Source organism: Nocardioides caeni (assembly GCF_004912195.1).
GTDB lineage: Bacteria > Actinomycetota > Actinomycetes > Propionibacteriales > Nocardioidaceae > Nocardioides > Nocardioides caeni.
Map to the genome: position 1 here is coordinate 148,842 of NZ_STGW01000002.1, position 17,207 is coordinate 166,048.

Below are 17,207 nucleotides of genomic sequence, written 5' to 3' on the forward strand. Positions count from 1 at the left end.
CTACCCGTCGAGTCGGCCGTCCATGGGGAGCCGAACCCATTCCGGCCGGTCTCGCGCGCCTCTACCCTAAGCCGCGTGACCAACTCCCAGCAGCCGCCTCCGGGCTGGTACCCCGATCCGAGCGGCCGACCGCGGTGGTGGGACGGCACCGCGTGGGGTGGCTACGCGACGACTCCCGACCCCGCGCCGACCACGAGCCCGGACGCCGGCACGACTCCGCCGGCTCCGCGGCGACGCCGCCGGGCGGTCGCGGTCATCGCCGCCTGCCTGGCCGCCGTCATCGCCGGTGTCGGGATCGCCTGGGTCGCGTTCGACCGACCCGACGAGGATCCCGCCGACGAGGAACGTCCCGGCCTGACGGCGATCGGCTACGCCGGCGTCGACCTCGGCGACTCCCGCGCGACCGTGCTGGAGAAGCTGGACTACCTCGACGAGGACGAGGTCGCCGAGACCGGCATCGCCTCCGTCGCGGTCGACGACGGCGAGATCGTCCTCATCGACGGCGAGGTCGTGGAGATCCACTCGACCACCGACGACTTCGCGACCCCCGAGGACGTGCGCCCCGGCGACGACCTCAGCGCCGCGGACGAGGAGTACGCCGTCTACGGCTCCGACGGCGAGGAGAGCCGGACGGTCACCGACTCCACCGTCACCTACGTCGCCGACGTCGAGGCCGAGACCGGCTACCGCTTCACGTTCGAGCCGGACGGGAGCTCCACGATCGACCAGCCGTCGGGCGAGATCACCGACATCGCGATCGTCAACCACATCCCGACCTTCACCTCGGCCCCCGTGATGGTCGTGCTCGACTCCTCGGGATCGATGGAGGAGACCGACGTCTATCCGTCCCGTTGGGACGCGGCGGTCGGCGCGACGTACTCGCTGATCGACGCGATGCCAGCGCGTCACGAGGTGGGCCTCACCGTCTATGGCGCCGGCGAGAACTCCTACGACGAGTGCCAGGACGTCAGCGTGCCGATCCCGGTGTCACCGCTCGACCGCGAGTCCTTCAAGTCGACCCTCGCCAACTACGGTCCCGTGGGCCTCACCCCGATCTCCCTCGCCCTCAGCCAGGCCGCCGCCCAGCTGCCGACCGGCGAGGAGGCGACGATCGTGCTGGTCTCCGACGGACTCGACACCTGCGAGGTGCCGCCGTGCGAGACGGCCGCCGACCTCAAGGAGGCCAACCCGGACCTCACCATCCACACCATCGGCTTCAGCGTGGACGGCGGCGCGCGGGCCGAGCTCAGCTGCATCGCCGAGGCGGGTGGCGGCGTCAGCGTGCCGGCCGACAACCAGGCCCTGCTGGCCTCGCGGCTGGCGGCGCTCTTCAACTCCGAGGCGGCCGAGACGAGCCTGCGGCCCGACAGCTACGAGGGCGTCGAGCTCGGCGACGAGCTGAGTGAGCTGCAGGGGCAGCACGGCGGCGCGTTCGACGACGTGGCGGCCACCGGGCGCGTGGAGGTCGTGTTCATCGACTGCGTCGTGGTGATCGAGGACGGCGTCGTGGTCGAGATCCAGTCGTCGGGAGCCCGGACCCGCACGGTCGACGACCTGCGGGTCGGCGACGACATCGGTCGAGCCCACGAGCTCTATGCCGGCTCCTACGCGCCGCGGGTCGAGGACGGCTCCATCACCTACGTCGCCGATCCCGTGCAGCGCACCGGCTATCGCTTCGACTACGAGCCGGACGACGGCTCGAGCAGCGAGGACCCCCACGGCCTGATCCGCAAGATCGTCATCTGCCGCTGCGTCGACGACCTGCTCCCCGAGCAGGAGGGCATCTTCCGCGTGCAGGTCGCCTTCACCGGTGAGACCTTCGTCAACATGCGCAAGGCACACCAGCTCGACCGCATCAGGACCAAGGCCAACGAGCGTGCCTACGAGGAGGCCGTGCTCGAGGTGGTCTGCTACGTCGAGGGCTTCACCTACCGCTCCAAGGAGCTGGGCCGCTCGAGCAACCTCTTCGCCAGGGTCGCCGACTCCGACCTCTACGTCGCCACGCTCTTCCTCAGCGACGACTACGGTCAGCCGATCGAGGACGACGTGGACTTCCCGGCCTGCTGAGCCCGTGATGACACGGTCAGCTCCGAGAAGCTTGCGTCAGGCGGGCTGCAGGTCCTGCGCGTCGCTGTTGAGGATCTCGGCGGCGCGCGCCGACATCAGCGTGTCGTTCTCCTCGGAGAGACGACGGACGAGGGACTCCAACTCGGCGACCCGGTTGCGCAGGCGAGCGTTCTCGAGCGCCAGACGGGGATCGCGGAGGTCGCTGTTCAGGTGACCGATCAGCGCCTTGGCCATGAAGTGAGCCTTCCGGTTCGAGAGATGGGGGGACCCGTGACCGGGCCGTCTACAAGAGTCCCACTTCAGCGGGCGCGGGTCAACGTGGCGCGACGTGGCACGGGCTGGCAGCGGGGGCAGAAGTACGACGACCGGTTCATGAACGCGACCCGCCGGATCGGGCGCGCGCACCGGTCGCACGGCTCGCCCTCCCGGCCGTAGGCGTGCAGCGACCGGTCGAAGTAGCCGGACTCGCCATTGACGTTGACATAAAGGGCGTCGAAGGACGTACCGCCCTGGGCCAGCGCCGCCCTCATCACGTCGCGGGCGTGGCCGAGCAGGGTGACCGCCTGCTGGCGGGTCAGCCGCTCCCCCGGGCGTTCACCGTGGATGCCGGCGCGCCACAGGGCCTCGTCGGCATAGATGTTGCCGACGCCGGAGATCAGTGTCTGGTCGAGCAGGAGCCGCTTGACCGCGGACGTGCGGGTCCGCAGGCGCGCGACGAACGCGGCGTCGTCGAAGTCGGGGTCGAGCGGGTCCCGCGCGATGTGGGCGATCTCCGGCGGCAGGTGGGCCCCGCCGACGGAGACCGACAACCCGCCGAACATGCGCTGGTCGACGAACCGCAGCTCGCGGCCGTGCTCGGTCCCAGTCAGGGCGAAGCGCACCCGCAGGTGTCGCTCGGCGGGCGCGTCGACCGGCTGCACGAGCATCTGACCGCTCATCCCGAGGTGGGCGAGGATCGCGTCACCGGTGTCGGGGTCGTCCAGGGGCAGCCAGAGGTACTTGCCGCGCCGCCGGGCACCGACGATCCGGCGACCGGTCAGGTCGGCCGCGAAGCCCGAGGCGCCGCCGGCGTGTCGGCGTACGGGCCGGTCGTGGAGCACGTCGACCGCAGCGATCCTCGCGCCGACCACGTGGCGCTCGAGGCCGGCGCGGACGACCTCAACCTCGGGGAGCTCGGGCACGGCAGGACCGAGGGAGGGTCAGCTGCCGCCGGCCGGACGGCCGTGCAGGTCGAGGCCGAGGGCGGCGGCGATCTCGCCGTAGGCGGTCTCGGCGGCGCCCTGCTCGGCTTCCTTCTTGGACCGGCCCTTGCCGTTGCCGTAGAGGTGGTCGCCGACGCGCACCTGGGCGGTGAAGGTCTTCATGTGGTCGGGGCCGTCGTCCTCGATGACGTACTCGGGGACACCGAGGCCCTGGTCGGCCGACAGCTCCTGGAGCGAGGTCTTCCAGTCCAGTCCGGCACCGAGGCCGGAGGCGACGTCGAGAAGCGGGTCGAAGAGTCGGTGCACGACCTCGGCCGAGACCTCGATGCCCCCGCTGAGGTGGACCGCACCGATCACGGCCTCGAGGGTGTCGGACAGGATCGACGCTTTGTCGCGGCCCCCGGTGGCCTCCTCGCCGCGTCCGAGCTTGATGTGGGCGCCCAGGCCGATCCCGCGAGCGACGCCGGCGAGCGCCCGGGCGTTGACCACGGCGGCCCGCAGCTTGGCGAGCCTGCCCTCGGACAGGTCGGGGTGCGCGAGATAGAGCGTCTCGGTGACGACCACCCCGAGGACCGAGTCCCCGAGGAACTCGAGCCGCTCGTTGGTCGGCAGCCCGCCGTTCTCGTAGGCGTACGAGCGGTGGGTCAGGGCGCGCTCGAGCAGCGCGGGGTCCAGCGTGGGACTCCCGAGCGCTCGGCGCAGCTCGTCGTAGCTGCTGACCTCGGTGGCGATGCCGGCGGCCTGGACGTCAGGCGGGTCGGATCAGAGAACCTGGCGACGGTCGCCGCGGGCGCCGTACTGACCGCAGGTGCCGCAGGCACGGTGGGGCAGGTGCTTGGCACCGCAGGCCGGGTTGGCGCAGGTGGCCAGGGTCGGCGCGACGGCCTTCCAGGCAGAGCGACGGTGACGCGTGTTGCTGCGCGACATCTTCCGCTTCGGGACAGCCACTGTTATCTCCTCGTCAATGCATGCAGCCAGGCCTACAGCCAGGCAAACTGAAGTCTTCTGCCCTCCGACCGCGGTGACGCAGCCGATCAGGCAACCGGACAATCCTACGAGACGCTCACCGAAGAGCGTTATTCCTCGCCGTCCGCGAGACCGACCAGGCCCGACCACCGGGGGTCGATCGGGGCGTCGTGGTGGTGCTCGGGGTCGTCGGCGAGCCGGGCACCGCACTCCACGCACAGGCCGGGGCAGTCCTCGGAGCACAGGGGCTGGAGCGGCAGCGCGAGCACGATCGCGTCGCGCACGGCGGCCTCGAGGTCGAGCAGGTCGCCGTCGAGCAGGCTGACCTGCTCGTCGTCCTCCTCGACACTGGCCGCGTCGCGACCGTCGTCGTAGAGGTAGAGCTCCTGGAAGGTCACCTCGACGTCGTCGGTCAGCGGCTCGAGGCAGCGGACGCACTCCCCCTCCAGCGGCGCGCCGACGTCAGCCGTGACCAGCACGCCCTCCATCACGGCCTCCAGCCGCAGGTCGAGCTCGACCGGGGCGCCCTCGGGCACACCGAGCACCTCGATGCCGAGGTCGGCCGGGGCGGGGACCGTGCGGCTCAGCTCACGCTGGGACCCGGGTCGGCGACCGAGGTCGTGGGTGTCGAGCACCAGGGGTGCTCGGGGATCAAGGCGCTTCAGGGCTCTGCTCTCACTGGCTCTCGGGGGCGTGGTTCGGGACGACGCAAGCCTATCGTCCGAACCTCTCAACCCAGCTTCGCGCGCAACCTGTCGAGCACGGCGGCCGGGACCAGGTCGGAGACGTCGCCCCCCAAAGAGGCGACCTCCTTGACCAGGCTGGAGGACACGTAGCCGAGGCTGGCCGTCGTCGGGACGAAGACGGTCTCGACGCCCGTGAGGTGGGCGTTCATCTGCGCCATCGGCAGCTCGTACTCATAGTCGTTGCCGCCGCGCAGGCCCTTGACGATCGCCTGGGCGTCGATCTCCCGGCAGAAGTCGACGATGAGGCCGGTGAAGCCCATCACGGTCACATTCGGCAGATCGGCGCAGGCCTCGCGCAGCATCTCCAGACGCTCCTCCGGATCGAAGAGACGCGACTTGGAGATGTTGGTGCCCGTCGCGATGACGAGCTCGTCGAAGAGCCCCGCGGCTCGCCGGAAGATGTCGACGTGACCATTGGTCACGGGGTCGAACGAGCCGGGGCACACCGCGCGGGTCATGGGCCAAGGCTAGTGGTCATCGGCGGCCGACAGCACGGCCGCCTCGGCCAGCCAGAGCGTGGTCTCGCCGTACTTCTTCTGGCGGCGCTTGCCGGCCAGCGGTTCGAGACCCGCCGGCCAGGTCGGCTCGGGGCCGCGCCGGGAGCGTTCGACGACCACGAGTGCGCCGTCCGCCAGCCAGCCGTTGGCCACGAGCAGGGCCAGGTCGGCGGCGAGCGCCTCGTCGGTGAGCGGGTAGGGCGGGTCGGTGAACACCACGTCGTAGGACGCCCGGGCCGGCTCGGCGAGCACGGACGCCACCGCGCGGGCCACCACCTCGGCGGCGTCGCAGCCGATGCTGCGGGCGTTGGCACGGATCAGGTCGGCCGTGCGACGGTCGGCCTCGACGAGGGTCGCGCCGGCCGCGCCGCGCGACCACGCCTCCAGCCCAATGGCGCCCGAGCCGGCGTAGAGGTCGAGGAAGCGCAGGTCGTGGAGCGATCCGGCCCACGCCTCGATCGCGGAGAAGAGCGCCTCACGCACCCGGTCACTCGTCGGCCGGGTCCGGTCGCCGGTGGGGGTCTGCAGGCGGCGACCGCCCGCGACCCCGGCGATGATCCGGGTCATCGGCACTCCTTCCTGACAGGGCTCATGGCGTGAGGTTCATGACTTGTCGACGAACTCGGCCTGCTGGGACAGCTCGAGATCGCGGACGGCGGTCGCGAGCTCCGGCACCTGGGCCAGCTCGGCGTCGGTGTCCAGCAGCCCCTCGGCGGCGGCGCGGGCGGCGACGATCGTGTCCTCGTCACGCAGCACCCGGAGGTTCTCCAGGCTCGAGCGCCGTCCGGCCTGGGAGGCGCCGAGGACATCGCCCTCGCGACGCTGCTCGAGGTCGACGCGGCTGAGGTGGAAGCCGTCCGTGGTGGATGCGACGGCGTCGAGCCGTTCGCGGGCGGGGCTCTCGGCGTCGGCTCCCGTGACCAGCAGGCACAGCCCGGGCAGGCCACCACGTCCGACCCGGCCACGGAGCTGGTGGAGCTGGGAGATGCCGAAGCGGTCGGCGTCGAGGATGACCATCGCGGTGGCGTTGTGGACGTCGACGCCGACCTCGATCACCGTCGTCGCGACGAGCACGTCGATGGCGCCGGCGGCGAAGGCGCGCATCGTGGCGTCCTTCTCGTCGGCGGCCATCCTGCCGTGCAGCCGACCCACCCGGAGTCCGCTGAGCGGGCCGGCACCGAGCCGCTCGACGACCTCCTCGACCGCAGCGGCGCCCGGCGGTGCGGCGGAGGGCGCCTGGTCGTCAGGGTCCTCGGGATCGGGGAGGTCCACGACGTCAACCTGTCCGGCCTCCTGCTCGTCGCCGGAGATCCGGGGACAGACGACATAGACCTGGTGGCCCTTGCCGACCTCCTCGCGGACCCGCTGCCAGATGCGGTCGAACCACGCCGGCTGGTCGGCCAGCGGCACGACATTGGTCTGGATCGGCGCCCGACCGGCGGGGAGCTCGCTCAGCGTGGACACCTCGAGGTCGCCGAAGACCGTCATCGCCACGGTCCGCGGGATCGGCGTGGCCGTCATCACCAGCAGGTGCGGCGGCGCCGTCGCCTTGTCGGTGAGCGCAGCGCGCTGCTCGACGCCGAAGCGGTGCTGCTCGTCGACCACGACGAGGCCGAGGTCGGCGAACATGACCTGGTCCTGCAGCAGGGCGTGGGTGCCGATGACGATGCCGGCCTCGCCGCTGGCGATCCGGGAGAGCGGCCCGGTGCGCTGCGTCTTGGTCATCGAGCCCGTCAGGAGCTCGACCCGGGTGCCGTCGGCGGACCCGAAGATCGTGCCGCCCTCGGCGAGCTCGCCGAGCATCGTGACGATGGAGCGGTGATGCTGCTGGGCGAGCACCTCGGTGGGTGCCAACAGTGCCGCCTGGCCGCCGGAGTCGACCACACGGAGCATCGCGCGCAGCGCGACCAGGGTCTTGCCGGAGCCGACCTCACCCTGCAGGAGGCGGTTCATCGGGTGGGGACGAGCCAGGTCTGCCTCGATCTCGGCGCCCGTGCTGCGTTGTCCGGCCGTGAGGTCGAACGGCAGGCGGGCGTCGAACGCCGCCAGCAGCGTGCCGTCGCCGCCGGAGCGGACGGTGGCGGCGAGCTCGCGGTTGGCACGACGACGACGCCCGAGGACGAGCTGGGTGACCAGGGCCTCCTCGAAGCGGAACCGGTGGTGGGCGCGGGCGACCTGGTCGCGGGTGTCGGGCCGGTGGACCCACTCGTAGGCGTCGTCGATGCCGAGGACGTCGAAGTCCTCGCGGATGCGGTCGGGCAGCACCTCGACGATCGGCTCGATCACCGACCGGGCGAACTTCACGGCCCGGGCGACGTCCCAGGTCTGCAGGCCCTTCGTCAGCGGATAGATCGGATAGAGGTCGCCGAACTCGAGGACCTCCTGCACCGCGCTGTCCTCCTCGTCGTCGGCCATCCCGAAGATGCTCAGCTGCGGGTTGGTCAGCTGCCACTGGTCGCGGAACCGCCCGGCCTTGCCGAGGAAGACGCCGCGGTTGCCGACGGCCACCCGATCCGCATGCCAGTCGGCCATCTTCTGGTGCTTGGCGAAGAAGGTCATCTTCAGGCTGGGGCCGCCGGTGCGCAGCGTCGCCTCGACCCGGAAGGCGGGCCGCCCGCTCCGACGGTCGGTGTAACGGTGCTGCTGGCACTCCGAGATCTCGCCGACCACGCAGAGGAGCTGGCCGATGCGCAGGTCCGCGACCCGGGTCAGCGAGCCGGTCTCGAGATAGCGACGTGGGAAGTGCCGCAACAGGTCACCCACCGTGCGCAGCCCGAGCCCGTCCTCGAACCTCTTGCGCTGGGTGGGCGTCGCGGCCCCCAAGGCCGCCGTGAGGGGTGAGTCGAAGGTGATCGCCACCGGTGTCGTGCCTCTCCTGATGCTACTCGACCGACATGAGGAGCGGATAGCGCTCCTGACCACCGTCGTACACCACGACGTCGACATGGGGGTGGTACTCCTCCACCCATGCCGTCGCGCGCTCGGCCAGCTGCCCGCCCCCGTCCCTGCCACTGACGAGCGTCACGAGCTCGCCACCCGCGGCCAACAGCCGGTGGAGGACGATCTCGGCGACCGCGCCCAGGTCGTCGCCGACGACCGCGAAGTCGCCGGCGATGACGCCGAGCGCGTCGCCGACCTCGCAGGGACCGGCCATCGTCATCGCCTGCCGCGCGGCCACCGTGACGGCGCCGTGGCGGACGTGCCGGGCGGTGGCCGTCATCTCCGTGACGTCCTGGTCGAAGGCGCGGCCCGGCTCGTGCACCGCCAGCGCGGCGAGGCCCTGGACCTGGGCGTGCGTCGGGATCACCGAGACCCGCAGCCCGCGCGCCGCGTGGTCGACCTCGGCCGTGCTCGCGGCCGCCAGCGCTGCGGCGACCGACGGCTCGTCGTTGGGGAGTACGACGACCTCCCGCGCGCCGCACTCCGTGATCGCCTCGAGCAGCTCGCCGGTGGACGGGCGACGTCCGGGACCACCGGTGACGGCGACGGCGCCGGCCTCCTCGAACAGCGCGGCGAGGCCGGGACCTGCCGCGACGGCGATGATCCGGCGGCCCGAGAGGGTGGCTGGTGCCGCGGCCCGCTGGGCCGCGATCTGCTCGGCGAAGTGGGTCACCCGGATCCGGTGCGGACGGCCGAGGTCGAGGCCGGCCTCGATCGCCGCACCCACGTCGTCGGTGTGGACGTGGACGTTCCACAGACCCTCGCCGCCGACCACCACGACGGAGTCGCCGAGCTCGCCGAGCCGGGCGCGCAGCGCGGCAACGTCCTCCTCGGTCTCGCATCCCTGGGCGTCGAGCAGGTACATGACCTCGTAGGCCGGACCGTCGGCGCTGAGGTGGTCGACGCCCGACATCGACTGGGGCACCGGGATCGCGTGACTGCCGAGGGGCGCGGTGACGGCGATCGGCCGGCGCCCGGTCAGGACGGTTTCCGCAGCGTCGAGGATCACCGACAGCCCACGTCCGCCCGCGTCGACCACCCCCGCACGGGCCAGCACGTCGAGCTGCTCGGGGGTGCGGGCGAGGGCCTCGCGCGCCGCCGCCGCGGCGTCGGCGAGCACCTCGCTGCTGCGCGCGCCGTCCTGCTCCGCCCGCCGGGCCGCCCCGCCGGCAGCGGCCTTGAGGACGCTGAGCATGGTGCCCTCGACCGGCTCGCCCACTGCCGCGTAGCTCGCCGCCGAGGCCTGGGCGAGAGCCGCCGCGAGGGCGCGAGCGTTGGGCTCCGTCGGGTCGGCGGCCGCGAGGCGTCGTACGGACGCACCGAGCATCTCCGAGAGGATCACGCCGGAGTTGCCGCGCGCGCCGAGCAGGGCGCCGCGGACGAGTGCCGCCAGCACCGCCGACCGGTCGGCGTCGGGCCGGTCCAGCGCCTCGCGGATGGCGTCGCGGGCGGCCACGACAGTGAGGTACATGTTGGTGCCCGTGTCGCCGTCGGGGACGGGATAGACGTTGAGGGCGTCGATCTCCTCGCGCGCGGTCGCGAGGGCGTCGACGGCGATGTCGACGAACCGGACGACCGCGTCGAGGTCGATCCCGCCGCCGCTCCCCATGGCTCCCCCCGTCGCGGGGCCCGTCGTCGCGTCCATCGGCATCACCCTAGTGTCCGGACGCGGGCGCTCGGCGATTTCGGCCCGGCACTCCCCCTCGGCTATTCTCTTCCGGTTGCCCGAAGCACCCTGGCCCGACCAGTGGGTGCGCGGGCCGATGAACTTCGATCCGCGATCTCTCAGGAGTTATCCATGGCCGCCGTGTGCGACATCTGCGACAAGAAGCCGACCTTCGGCAACAACCGGCCGTGGTCGCGCAAGATCACCAAGCGCCGCTTCGACCCCAACATCCAGCGCGTGCGCGCCGTCGTCAACGGCACCCCCAAGCGCCTCAACGTGTGCACCGGCTGCATCAAGGCCGGCAAGGTCACCCGCTGACCCGCTGACTCTTCCCGTCGGAGGCCGCCACCCACTCGGGTGGCGGCCTCCGCGCATTTCGGTCGGAGGCCACTCTCAGAAGTGCGACCACCCCGTCGGCCCGTCGTACGACGCCCCGTCGACCGTGACCCGAGGGGCTCCCTCGTCGGCGGACGTGGCGTGGACGGTGCCGATCCGCTGCCAGCCGTCGGGCAGAGGGCTGCCGGAGGGAAAGGTGGCGAGGAGCGCGTGGTCGTCGCCACCGCCGAGGACGAACTGCAGCGGGTCGGCGCCGAGCGCCTGCCCCACGGCCACCAGCGGCTCGGGGATCTCGAAGCAGGACGTCTCGACGTCGATGGCGACGCCGGAGGCGGTGGCGAGATGCCCCGCCTCGGCCAGCAGTCCGTCGGAGATGTCGATCATCGAGGTGGCGCCGGCTTCTGCGGCGACCGGCCCCGCAGCGTAGGGCGGCTCCGGACGCCGGTAGGCCTCGACGAGGACGCGCGGCGAGCGGAAGCCCCGGCCGAGGACCGCGAGGCCACCGGCAGCCCAGCCCTGGCGTCCGTGGAGGGCGACGACGTCGCCGGCGGAAGCGCCCGACCGGAGCACCGGCGAGACCGAGCACGCCCCGATCACGGTGACCGACACGACCACCTGGTCGGCGCGACTGACGTCGCCGCCGACGAGCCCGGCGCCGACGCCGGCACACTCCTCGGCGAACCCGCGCGTGAAGTCCAGCGCCCACTGGGCCGGCAGGTCGGCGGGGGCCGCCAGTCCGACCGTCAGCCACTGCGCCCGCCCGCCCATCGCGTTGATGTCGGAGAGGTTCTGGGCGGCCGCCCGGTGTCCGATGTCGGCCGCCTCCGCCCAGTCACGCCGGAAGTGCCGCCCCTCGACCATGACGTCGGTCGACACCACCACATGGCCCTTGCGGACCCGTAGGACCGCCGCATCGTCCCCGGGGCCGACCAGCACGTCGTCCCCGGGCGCGGTGGCACCGACGATGGCGGCGATGCGGTCGATGAGACCGAACTCGCCCAGGTCGGCGATGCTGGCGGCGGGATCGGGGGTGACCATGGCTCCATCCCACCAGAGGCGGTCGCGAGGAGTTCTGCGGGCACGCCCGGAGGGAGTAGGTTGGACCGTCCGGCACGTCCGAATCGACCCGAACGGAGCTGACCCATGACGGTTCAGGCCTACATCCTCATCCAGACCGACGTGGGCAAGGCCGCCGACGTCGCCCGCGAGGTCGGCGCGATCGAGGGCGTCAAGCTGGCCGAGGACGTCACCGGTCCCTACGACGTGATCGTCCGGGCCGAGGCCCGCAACGTCGACGAGCTCGGCAAGCTCGTGGTCTCGAAGGTGCAGAACCTCGAGGGCATCACCCGCACGCTGACCTGCCCGGTCGTCCACATCTGAGGTGCGTCCGCGCCTCCTGCTCGCCACGGCCCTGGCCGCGACGGGCGCCCTGACGGCTGCCTGCGGTGGCCCGGTCGAGGTCGACGTCCCCGAGCTGACGGCCGCCGAGGCCGACATCTGCGCGGGCTTCGCCGCCGACCTCCCCGACGAGCTCGCGGAGGAGCCGCGGGGCGACATCGAGCCGAGCGACGCCCCCGCAGCGGCCTACGGCGACCCCGCCATCGTAGTGCGCTGTGGCGTCCCGGAGCCGGATGGCTTCGACCTGACCGCGTCCTGCGAGAGCGCCAACGGCGTGGGCTACTACCTGCCCGACGAGCAGTACGAGGACCAGGACCTCGACCTCACGATCACCACCGCCGGCTACGAGCCACGGATCGAGATCGTCGTGCCCTCCGACTATCGTCCCAACGGCGGGGCTGCCGCGATGGCCGCGCTGGCGCCCCTCGTGGAGGCACACCTCACGCTCGTGGAGCCCTGCGACTGACCCACCCCGATGCTCAGCGCAGGCCGGTGGGTCGCCGCAACGCCAGCTGCAGCAGCCGGTCCACGAGCCCCGGGTAGTCGACGCCCGTCGCCGCCCACATCTGTGGAAACATCGACAGCGGCGTGAAGCCCGGCATCGTATTGAGCTCGTTGATGACGAGCGAGCCGTCGGGCATGAGGAAGAAGTCGACGCGAGCGAGTCCCTCGCAGCCGGCCGCGCGAAAGGCAGCGGCAGCAAGGTCCTGCATGCGCCGGGTGGTCTCCTCGTCGAGGAGCGCCGGTACGTCGAGCTCGGTCGCCTCCTCGGGGAGGTACTTCGCCTCGAAGTCATAGAACTCGTGGTCCCCGGTGATCCGGATCTCTGCCGGCACGCTCGTCTCGAGCTCTCCGTCGAGGGACTCCAGGACACCGCACTCGATCTCGCGGGCACCCTCCGCGGACACCTCGACCAGGACCTTCGGGTCGTGGACGAGCGCGCCATCGATCGCCGCGGCCAGCTCGTCAGGCCCGTGGGCCTTGGCGATGCCGATGCTGGAGCCGCCGCGGGCCGGCTTCACGAACAGTGGATAGCCGAGCTCGTCGCAGCGGCTGCGGACCGTGTCCATCTGCTCCGCCCACTCGTGCGCGGTGATCGTGATGCCGGCGGTCACCGGCAGCCCGGCAGCCTGCAGCGCCACCTTCATGAACGCCTTGTCCATGCACACCGCCGAAGCCAGCACGCCGGAGCCGACATAGCGCACGTCGGTCATCTCGAAGAGGCCCTGGATGGTGCCGTCCTCGCCCCACGGGCCGTGCAGGAGGGGGAAGACGACGTCGATCTCGTCGAGGGTGGCGCTGTCGAAGCGCGGGCGCTCCCCGTCCACGGCGGGCAGCTCGCCGGGACCGGTGATCCGCAGCCGCTCGGGGTCGTCGGCCTCCAGCACCCAGCGGCCGTCGGTCGTGATCCCGACCGGCACGACGTCGTACGTCCCGCGGTCGAGGGCCTGCAGGACGCTGCCGGCCGTCACGCACGAGATCGCGTGCTCGCTCGAGCGGCCGCCGAAGACGACAGCGACGCGGATCCGGCGGCCAGTGGGAGCGTTCATCGCCCCTGACCCTACCGTTGGGGCATGTCCGACTCCGGCCCCGTCCCCCAGCCCCTGCGCCCCGCCACACTCGCCGTCACGGCCGGTCGGCCGCCGCACGAGCCGGACCAGCCGCTGAACGTCCCGGTGACGATGACGTCGACGTACGTCGCGACCGGCGACCTCGAGTACGGCCGCTACGGCAACCCGACCTGGTCGGCCTTCGAGGAGGCCCTGGGCGCCCTCGAAGGGGGCCGCGCGCTGGCCTTCTCGTCAGGAATGGCCGCTGCCACGGCACTGTTCGACCTGGTCGGCCAGGGCGGCAGCGTGATCGCGCCCCGCCACTCCTACAACGGCACCGTGGCCGCCCTCGCCGACCTCGAGGCGCGCGGCCGGCTGCGGGCCCACCTGGTCGACATCACCGACACGGCCGCGGTCATCGCGGCGATGGACGGCGACGAGGACTGCTCGCTGCTCTGGCTCGAGTCGCCGACCAACCCCGCGCTGGAGATCGCCGACATCGCCCCGCTGGCCGAGACCGCACGCGCCCTCGGCATCCCGGTCGTCGTCGACAACACCTTCGCCACTCCCCTGCTCCAGCAGCCGCTCGCCCTCGGCGCCGACATCGTGCTGCACTCGGCGACGAAGTTCATCGCCGGCCACAGCGACGTGCTGATGGGTGCGGTCGTGGTCCGCGACGACGCCCCGGGCGCCGAGATCTTCGACGCGGTCAAGGGGCGCCGCGACCTCGCGGGCGCGGTACCCGGCCCGTTCGAGGCCTGGCTCGCGCTGCGTGGCCTGCGCACCCTGCACGTCCGGCTCGAACGTGCCGCCGCCAACGCCGCCGAGCTCGCCGACCGGCTGGCCCGCCATCCCGCCGTCGCCGAGGTGCGCTATCCCGGCTTCGGCGCCATCGTCGCGCCCGTGCTGGCCGGCGGCGCCGACGCCGGCGACTTCTTGGTGCGGGCCACCTCCCTGTGGGTCCACGCGACCTCGCTCGGAGGCGTCGAGTCGACCTTCGAGCGACGCCGCCGCTGGAAGCTCGAGCCGACCACGATCCCCGAGGGGCTCGTCCGCATGTCCGTCGGCATCGAGGACGTCGAGGACCTCTGGGCCGACCTCGCCCAGGCCCTCGACCGCATCAACGCCTGAGGGGCAGGCCGACTCTGGGGGTCGGCGCCGCAAGCCCCGACGCTGGGGCCGTCCGTCCGGCGCCACAGCGCTCCTTGCTTGCAGAGTCCCCTAACTCAGCTCGGCCTTGGTGTCGCGGTTGATGAAGGCCTCCATCAGGCCGGCGGTGGTGAGCCGGCCCTGGACGACCTCGTCGACGGCGTCGACGATCGGGACCTCCACGCCGACCTCGTGGGCGAGGGCACGCAGGGAGGAGCACGACTTCGCGCCCTCGGCGACCTGCCGGGTCGAGGCATAGATCTGCTCGACCGTCTGCCCCTGGCCGAGCTTCTCGCCGAAGGTGCGGTTGCGGGACAGGGGCGAGGAGCAGGTCGCGACGAGGTCGCCGAGGCCGGCGAGGCCCATGAGGGTGAGCGGGTTGGCGCCGAGACGCATCGCGAGCCGCGCGGTCTCGGCGAGGCCGCGGGTGATCAGTGAAGCGGTGGTGTTGTCGCCGAATCCGAGCCCGACGGCCATGCCGACGCAGAGGGCGACGACGTTCTTGTAGGCGCCGCCGAACTCGCAGCCGAGCACGTCGACGCTGGTGTAGGGACGGAAGGCCGGCGAGTGCATCCGCTGCTGCAGCGTCGTCGCGACGGCCTCGTCGGCGCAGGCCACCACCGATGCGGCGGGCTCGCGGCGGGCGATCTCGCGGGCGAGGTTGGGGCCGCTGACGACGGCGATCCGGTCGGTGGGGACGTCGCCGACCTCGGCGATCACCTCCGACATCCGCTTCTGGGTGCCGAGCTCCACGCCCTTCATCAGCGAGACGAAGACCGCGTCGCTCCCGACGTACGGCAGGAAGGTGGGGAGGTTGTCACGCAGCGACTGCGACGGCACGGCCAGGACCACGACGTCGGCGCCGGCGAGCGCCTGCTCCGCGTCGGTGGTCGCAGTGATCGTGCGCGGCAGCTCGATGCCGGGAAGGTAGTCGGCATTCTCATGGCCTTCGCCGATGGCGTGCGCCAGCTCGTCACGTCGGGCCCAGATGCACACGTCGTTGCCGGCGTCGGCCATCACGATCGAGAAGGCGGTCCCCCACGATCCCGCTCCCAGGACGGCGACCTTGCCCTTGGTGTCGCCTGCTGCCGATCCGCTCACCGTCGTCACTCCGCCTTCTTCTTCTTGAACCGATCGCCGCGGACGGCCATGTCGTAGCGCTCAGCGGGTGCCGTTTCGTCACGGACGAGCTCGAGCTGGGCGGTGATCGCCGTCATGATCCGCTCCGTGGCCTGGTTGACGGTGGCCGGTGTCAGGGGCGCGTCGCGCAGGTCGTCGAGCGGCACCGGGGTGCCGACGCGCATGGTGACCGTGCGGCGCGGCAGCAGGTAGGGCTTCTTCGTGTAGGGGGGCAGGATCTCCTGCGCGCCCCACTGTCCGACCGGGATGACCGGACAGTTGGTCGCGAGCGCGATCCGTGCGGCGCCCGACTTGCCCTTCATCGGCCACAGGTCGGGGTCGCGGGTGATCGTCGCCTCTGGATAGATCACCACGCACTTGCCGGCACGCACGGCCTCGACGGCGGCGGCGTAGGCGCCCACGGCGTCGGAGGTGTCGCGCCTGACGGGGATCTGGCCGGCACTGCGCAGGAAGAAGCCCAGGAGCTTGTTGTTGAACAGACCGGACTTGGCGAGGTAGCGCGGGATGCGGCCGTGGTCATAGACCAGGTGGGCCGCGGTGAGCGGATCGACGTGCGAGATGTGGTTGAGCGCGACGATGAACCCACCAGCCTGCGGGAGGTTGTCACCGCCGATCCAGCGCCGACGGGTGAAGGCGACCAGCAAGGGCTTGAGGATGATGACGCCGAACCCGAAGGCCCAACCGCGTCGCTCCTGCAACTTCCGCACCGTCACGAGGATGCAGGCTACCGCTTGTGGGTGGTCTGTCCGTGCTGCTGCGTCGGACGGCCCCCGCGTGCCGCGCACGGGCCGGCTGAGAGGATGGCCGGGTGTCAGAGCGGCGCGACCACGTGGTCATCATCCCGGTGAAGTCGCCCGGCACGGCGAAGAGCCGGTTGACCGCGGTGTCCCGGGAGCAGCGCGCCAGGCTGGCCGCGGCCTTCGCCACCGATGTGGTCGACGCGGCGCTGAGGACGCCCGGCGTCGTGGCGGTCTGGGTGGTCAGCGACGACGACGGATTCGCCCACCTCCTCGCGTTCCGCGGTGCGCGGGTCTGCGCGGATCCGGGCATGGGGCTCAACGCTGCCCTGCGGGCGGGAGCCGCGGCCGCGCGGGCCGTCCACCCCGCGGCCCGTCCCGTGGCGCTCTTCGCGGACCTGCCGTGCCTCACCTCGGACGACCTGGCCGCCGCGCTCGCCGAGCTGGTCGACGGGATCGCGGCCTTCGTCGCCGATGCCGACGGCAGCGGCAGCAGCCTCTACTCCGCGGAGTACGACGACTTCGATCCGTGCTTCGGCGTGGACTCGGCCGCCGCCCATCGTGCGGCGGGCGCCGTCCCGCTGCAGGGCACACTGGCCACACTGCGTCGCGACGTCGACGACCTCGCCGGTCTCGCCGACGCGATGACGCTCGGCGTCGGCCCGGCCACTTCGGCCGTCGTCGCCTGATCCGGTCTCGCGGCCCGGAAATGCCGAACGGGCCGCACTCGCGATGAGTGCGGCCCGTCCGGGTGAGGTCACTTCTTGGCAGCGGCCTTCTTGGCGGGGGCCTTCTTGGCCGGAGCCGCCTTCT

At 72.0% G+C, this 17,207-nt stretch carries 19 protein-coding genes; 6 read left to right on the forward strand and 13 right to left on the reverse strand.

Going from position 1 to position 17,207, the window contains the following annotated elements; translation table 11 throughout:
- The first annotated feature begins 75 nt into the window (after window positions 1-75).
- The gene (locus tag E9934_RS04445; protein WP_136561664.1) at window positions 76-2,067 is read left to right on the forward strand and encodes a VWA domain-containing protein; all 1,992 of its coding nucleotides are present in this window, start codon (window positions 76-78) and stop codon (window positions 2,065-2,067) included.
- A 36-nt stretch (window positions 2,068-2,103) separates the two neighbouring features.
- Here E9934_RS04445 and E9934_RS04450 read toward each other — a convergent pair whose 3' ends face one another.
- From E9934_RS04450 to E9934_RS04490, 9 genes are all read right to left on the reverse strand, one after another.
- Entirely contained in the window at window positions 2,104-2,301 is a 198-nt protein-coding gene (locus tag E9934_RS04450; RefSeq protein ID WP_136561665.1) for a hypothetical protein, read from the reverse strand.
- A gap of 65 nt (window positions 2,302-2,366) precedes the next feature.
- Window positions 2,367-3,248, reverse strand: a complete 882-nt coding sequence (mutM, locus tag E9934_RS04455) for a bifunctional DNA-formamidopyrimidine glycosylase/DNA-(apurinic or apyrimidinic site) lyase (RefSeq protein WP_136561666.1) — start codon at window positions 3,246-3,248, stop codon at window positions 2,367-2,369.
- 18 nt (window positions 3,249-3,266) lie between these two features.
- Window positions 3,267-4,001, reverse strand: a complete 735-nt coding sequence (gene rnc / locus E9934_RS04460; RefSeq protein WP_136561667.1) for a ribonuclease III — start codon at window positions 3,999-4,001, stop codon at window positions 3,267-3,269.
- A 30-nt stretch (window positions 4,002-4,031) separates the two neighbouring features.
- Window positions 4,032-4,217 carry a 50S ribosomal protein L32 gene (gene rpmF, locus E9934_RS04465; protein ID WP_136561668.1) on the reverse strand — a complete coding sequence of 62 codons (186 nt, stop codon included), beginning with the start codon at window positions 4,215-4,217 and terminating at the stop codon, window positions 4,032-4,034.
- 128 nt (window positions 4,218-4,345) lie between these two features.
- A complete protein-coding gene (locus tag E9934_RS04470; RefSeq protein ID WP_238694762.1) occupies window positions 4,346-4,870 on the reverse strand; it encodes a YceD family protein in 525 nt (174 codons plus the stop codon).
- Window positions 4,871-4,965: 95 nt separating this feature from the next.
- Complete coding sequence (gene coaD / locus E9934_RS04475) at window positions 4,966-5,439, reverse strand: pantetheine-phosphate adenylyltransferase (RefSeq protein ID WP_136561669.1); 474 nt, start codon at window positions 5,437-5,439, stop codon at window positions 4,966-4,968.
- 9 nt (window positions 5,440-5,448) lie between these two features.
- Window positions 5,449-6,051, reverse strand: a complete 603-nt coding sequence (rsmD, locus tag E9934_RS04480; RefSeq protein ID WP_275106612.1) for a 16S rRNA (guanine(966)-N(2))-methyltransferase RsmD — start codon at window positions 6,049-6,051, stop codon at window positions 5,449-5,451.
- A gap of 30 nt (window positions 6,052-6,081) precedes the next feature.
- A complete protein-coding gene (locus E9934_RS04485; protein WP_238694763.1) occupies window positions 6,082-8,337 on the reverse strand; it encodes an ATP-dependent DNA helicase RecG in 2,256 nt (751 codons plus the stop codon).
- Between the two features lie 22 nt (window positions 8,338-8,359).
- On the reverse strand, window positions 8,360-10,063 hold the full coding sequence (locus E9934_RS04490) for a DAK2 domain-containing protein (protein ID WP_238694764.1): 1,704 nt from the start codon (window positions 10,061-10,063) through the stop codon (window positions 8,360-8,362).
- Window positions 10,064-10,216: 153 nt separating this feature from the next.
- On the opposite strand from E9934_RS04490, the gene rpmB reads away from it, so the two are divergent.
- Window positions 10,217-10,402 carry a 50S ribosomal protein L28 gene (rpmB, locus tag E9934_RS04495; RefSeq protein WP_038680308.1) on the forward strand — a complete coding sequence of 62 codons (186 nt, stop codon included), beginning with the start codon at window positions 10,217-10,219 and terminating at the stop codon, window positions 10,400-10,402.
- Window positions 10,403-10,477: 75 nt separating this feature from the next.
- Here rpmB and E9934_RS04500 read toward each other — a convergent pair whose 3' ends face one another.
- Entirely contained in the window at window positions 10,478-11,458 is a 981-nt protein-coding gene (locus E9934_RS04500; protein WP_136561672.1) for a thiamine-phosphate kinase, read from the reverse strand.
- A 105-nt stretch (window positions 11,459-11,563) separates the two neighbouring features.
- On the opposite strand from E9934_RS04500, the gene E9934_RS04505 reads away from it, so the two are divergent.
- Complete coding sequence (locus tag E9934_RS04505) at window positions 11,564-11,800, forward strand: Lrp/AsnC family transcriptional regulator (protein ID WP_136561673.1); 237 nt, start codon at window positions 11,564-11,566, stop codon at window positions 11,798-11,800.
- 1 nt (window position 11,801) lies between these two features.
- Entirely contained in the window at window positions 11,802-12,284 is a 483-nt protein-coding gene (locus E9934_RS04510; RefSeq protein ID WP_136561674.1) for a DUF3515 family protein, read from the forward strand.
- Window positions 12,285-12,297: 13 nt separating this feature from the next.
- Here E9934_RS04510 and E9934_RS04515 read toward each other — a convergent pair whose 3' ends face one another.
- Window positions 12,298-13,368 (reverse strand): D-alanine--D-alanine ligase family protein, encoded by a 1,071-nt coding sequence (locus tag E9934_RS04515; protein ID WP_136561675.1) that lies wholly within the window; start codon window positions 13,366-13,368, stop codon window positions 12,298-12,300.
- Window positions 13,369-13,392: 24 nt separating this feature from the next.
- Between E9934_RS04515 and E9934_RS04520 the strand changes: the two genes are divergently transcribed.
- Window positions 13,393-14,499, forward strand: coding sequence for a trans-sulfuration enzyme family protein (locus E9934_RS04520; protein WP_136561676.1), 1,107 nt, complete (start codon window positions 13,393-13,395; stop codon window positions 14,497-14,499).
- A gap of 90 nt (window positions 14,500-14,589) precedes the next feature.
- On the opposite strand, the gene E9934_RS04525 is transcribed toward E9934_RS04520, so the two are convergent.
- Both E9934_RS04525 and E9934_RS04530 read right to left on the reverse strand, forming a co-directional pair.
- Window positions 14,590-15,627: an NAD(P)H-dependent glycerol-3-phosphate dehydrogenase gene (locus E9934_RS04525; RefSeq protein ID WP_275106613.1), complete on the reverse strand. Its 1,038-nt coding sequence runs from the start codon at window positions 15,625-15,627 to the stop codon at window positions 14,590-14,592.
- Window positions 15,624-16,364 carry a lysophospholipid acyltransferase family protein gene (locus tag E9934_RS04530; RefSeq protein ID WP_238694765.1) on the reverse strand — a complete coding sequence of 247 codons (741 nt, stop codon included), beginning with the start codon at window positions 16,362-16,364 and terminating at the stop codon, window positions 15,624-15,626. Before E9934_RS04530 ends, E9934_RS04525 begins: the two co-directional genes overlap by 4 nt.
- A 101-nt stretch (window positions 16,365-16,465) precedes the next feature.
- Between E9934_RS04530 and cofC the strand changes: the two genes are divergently transcribed.
- On the forward strand, window positions 16,466-17,083 hold the full coding sequence (cofC, locus tag E9934_RS04535; RefSeq protein WP_136561678.1) for a 2-phospho-L-lactate guanylyltransferase: 618 nt from the start codon (window positions 16,466-16,468) through the stop codon (window positions 17,081-17,083).
- Window positions 17,084-17,207 lie beyond the last annotated feature (124 nt).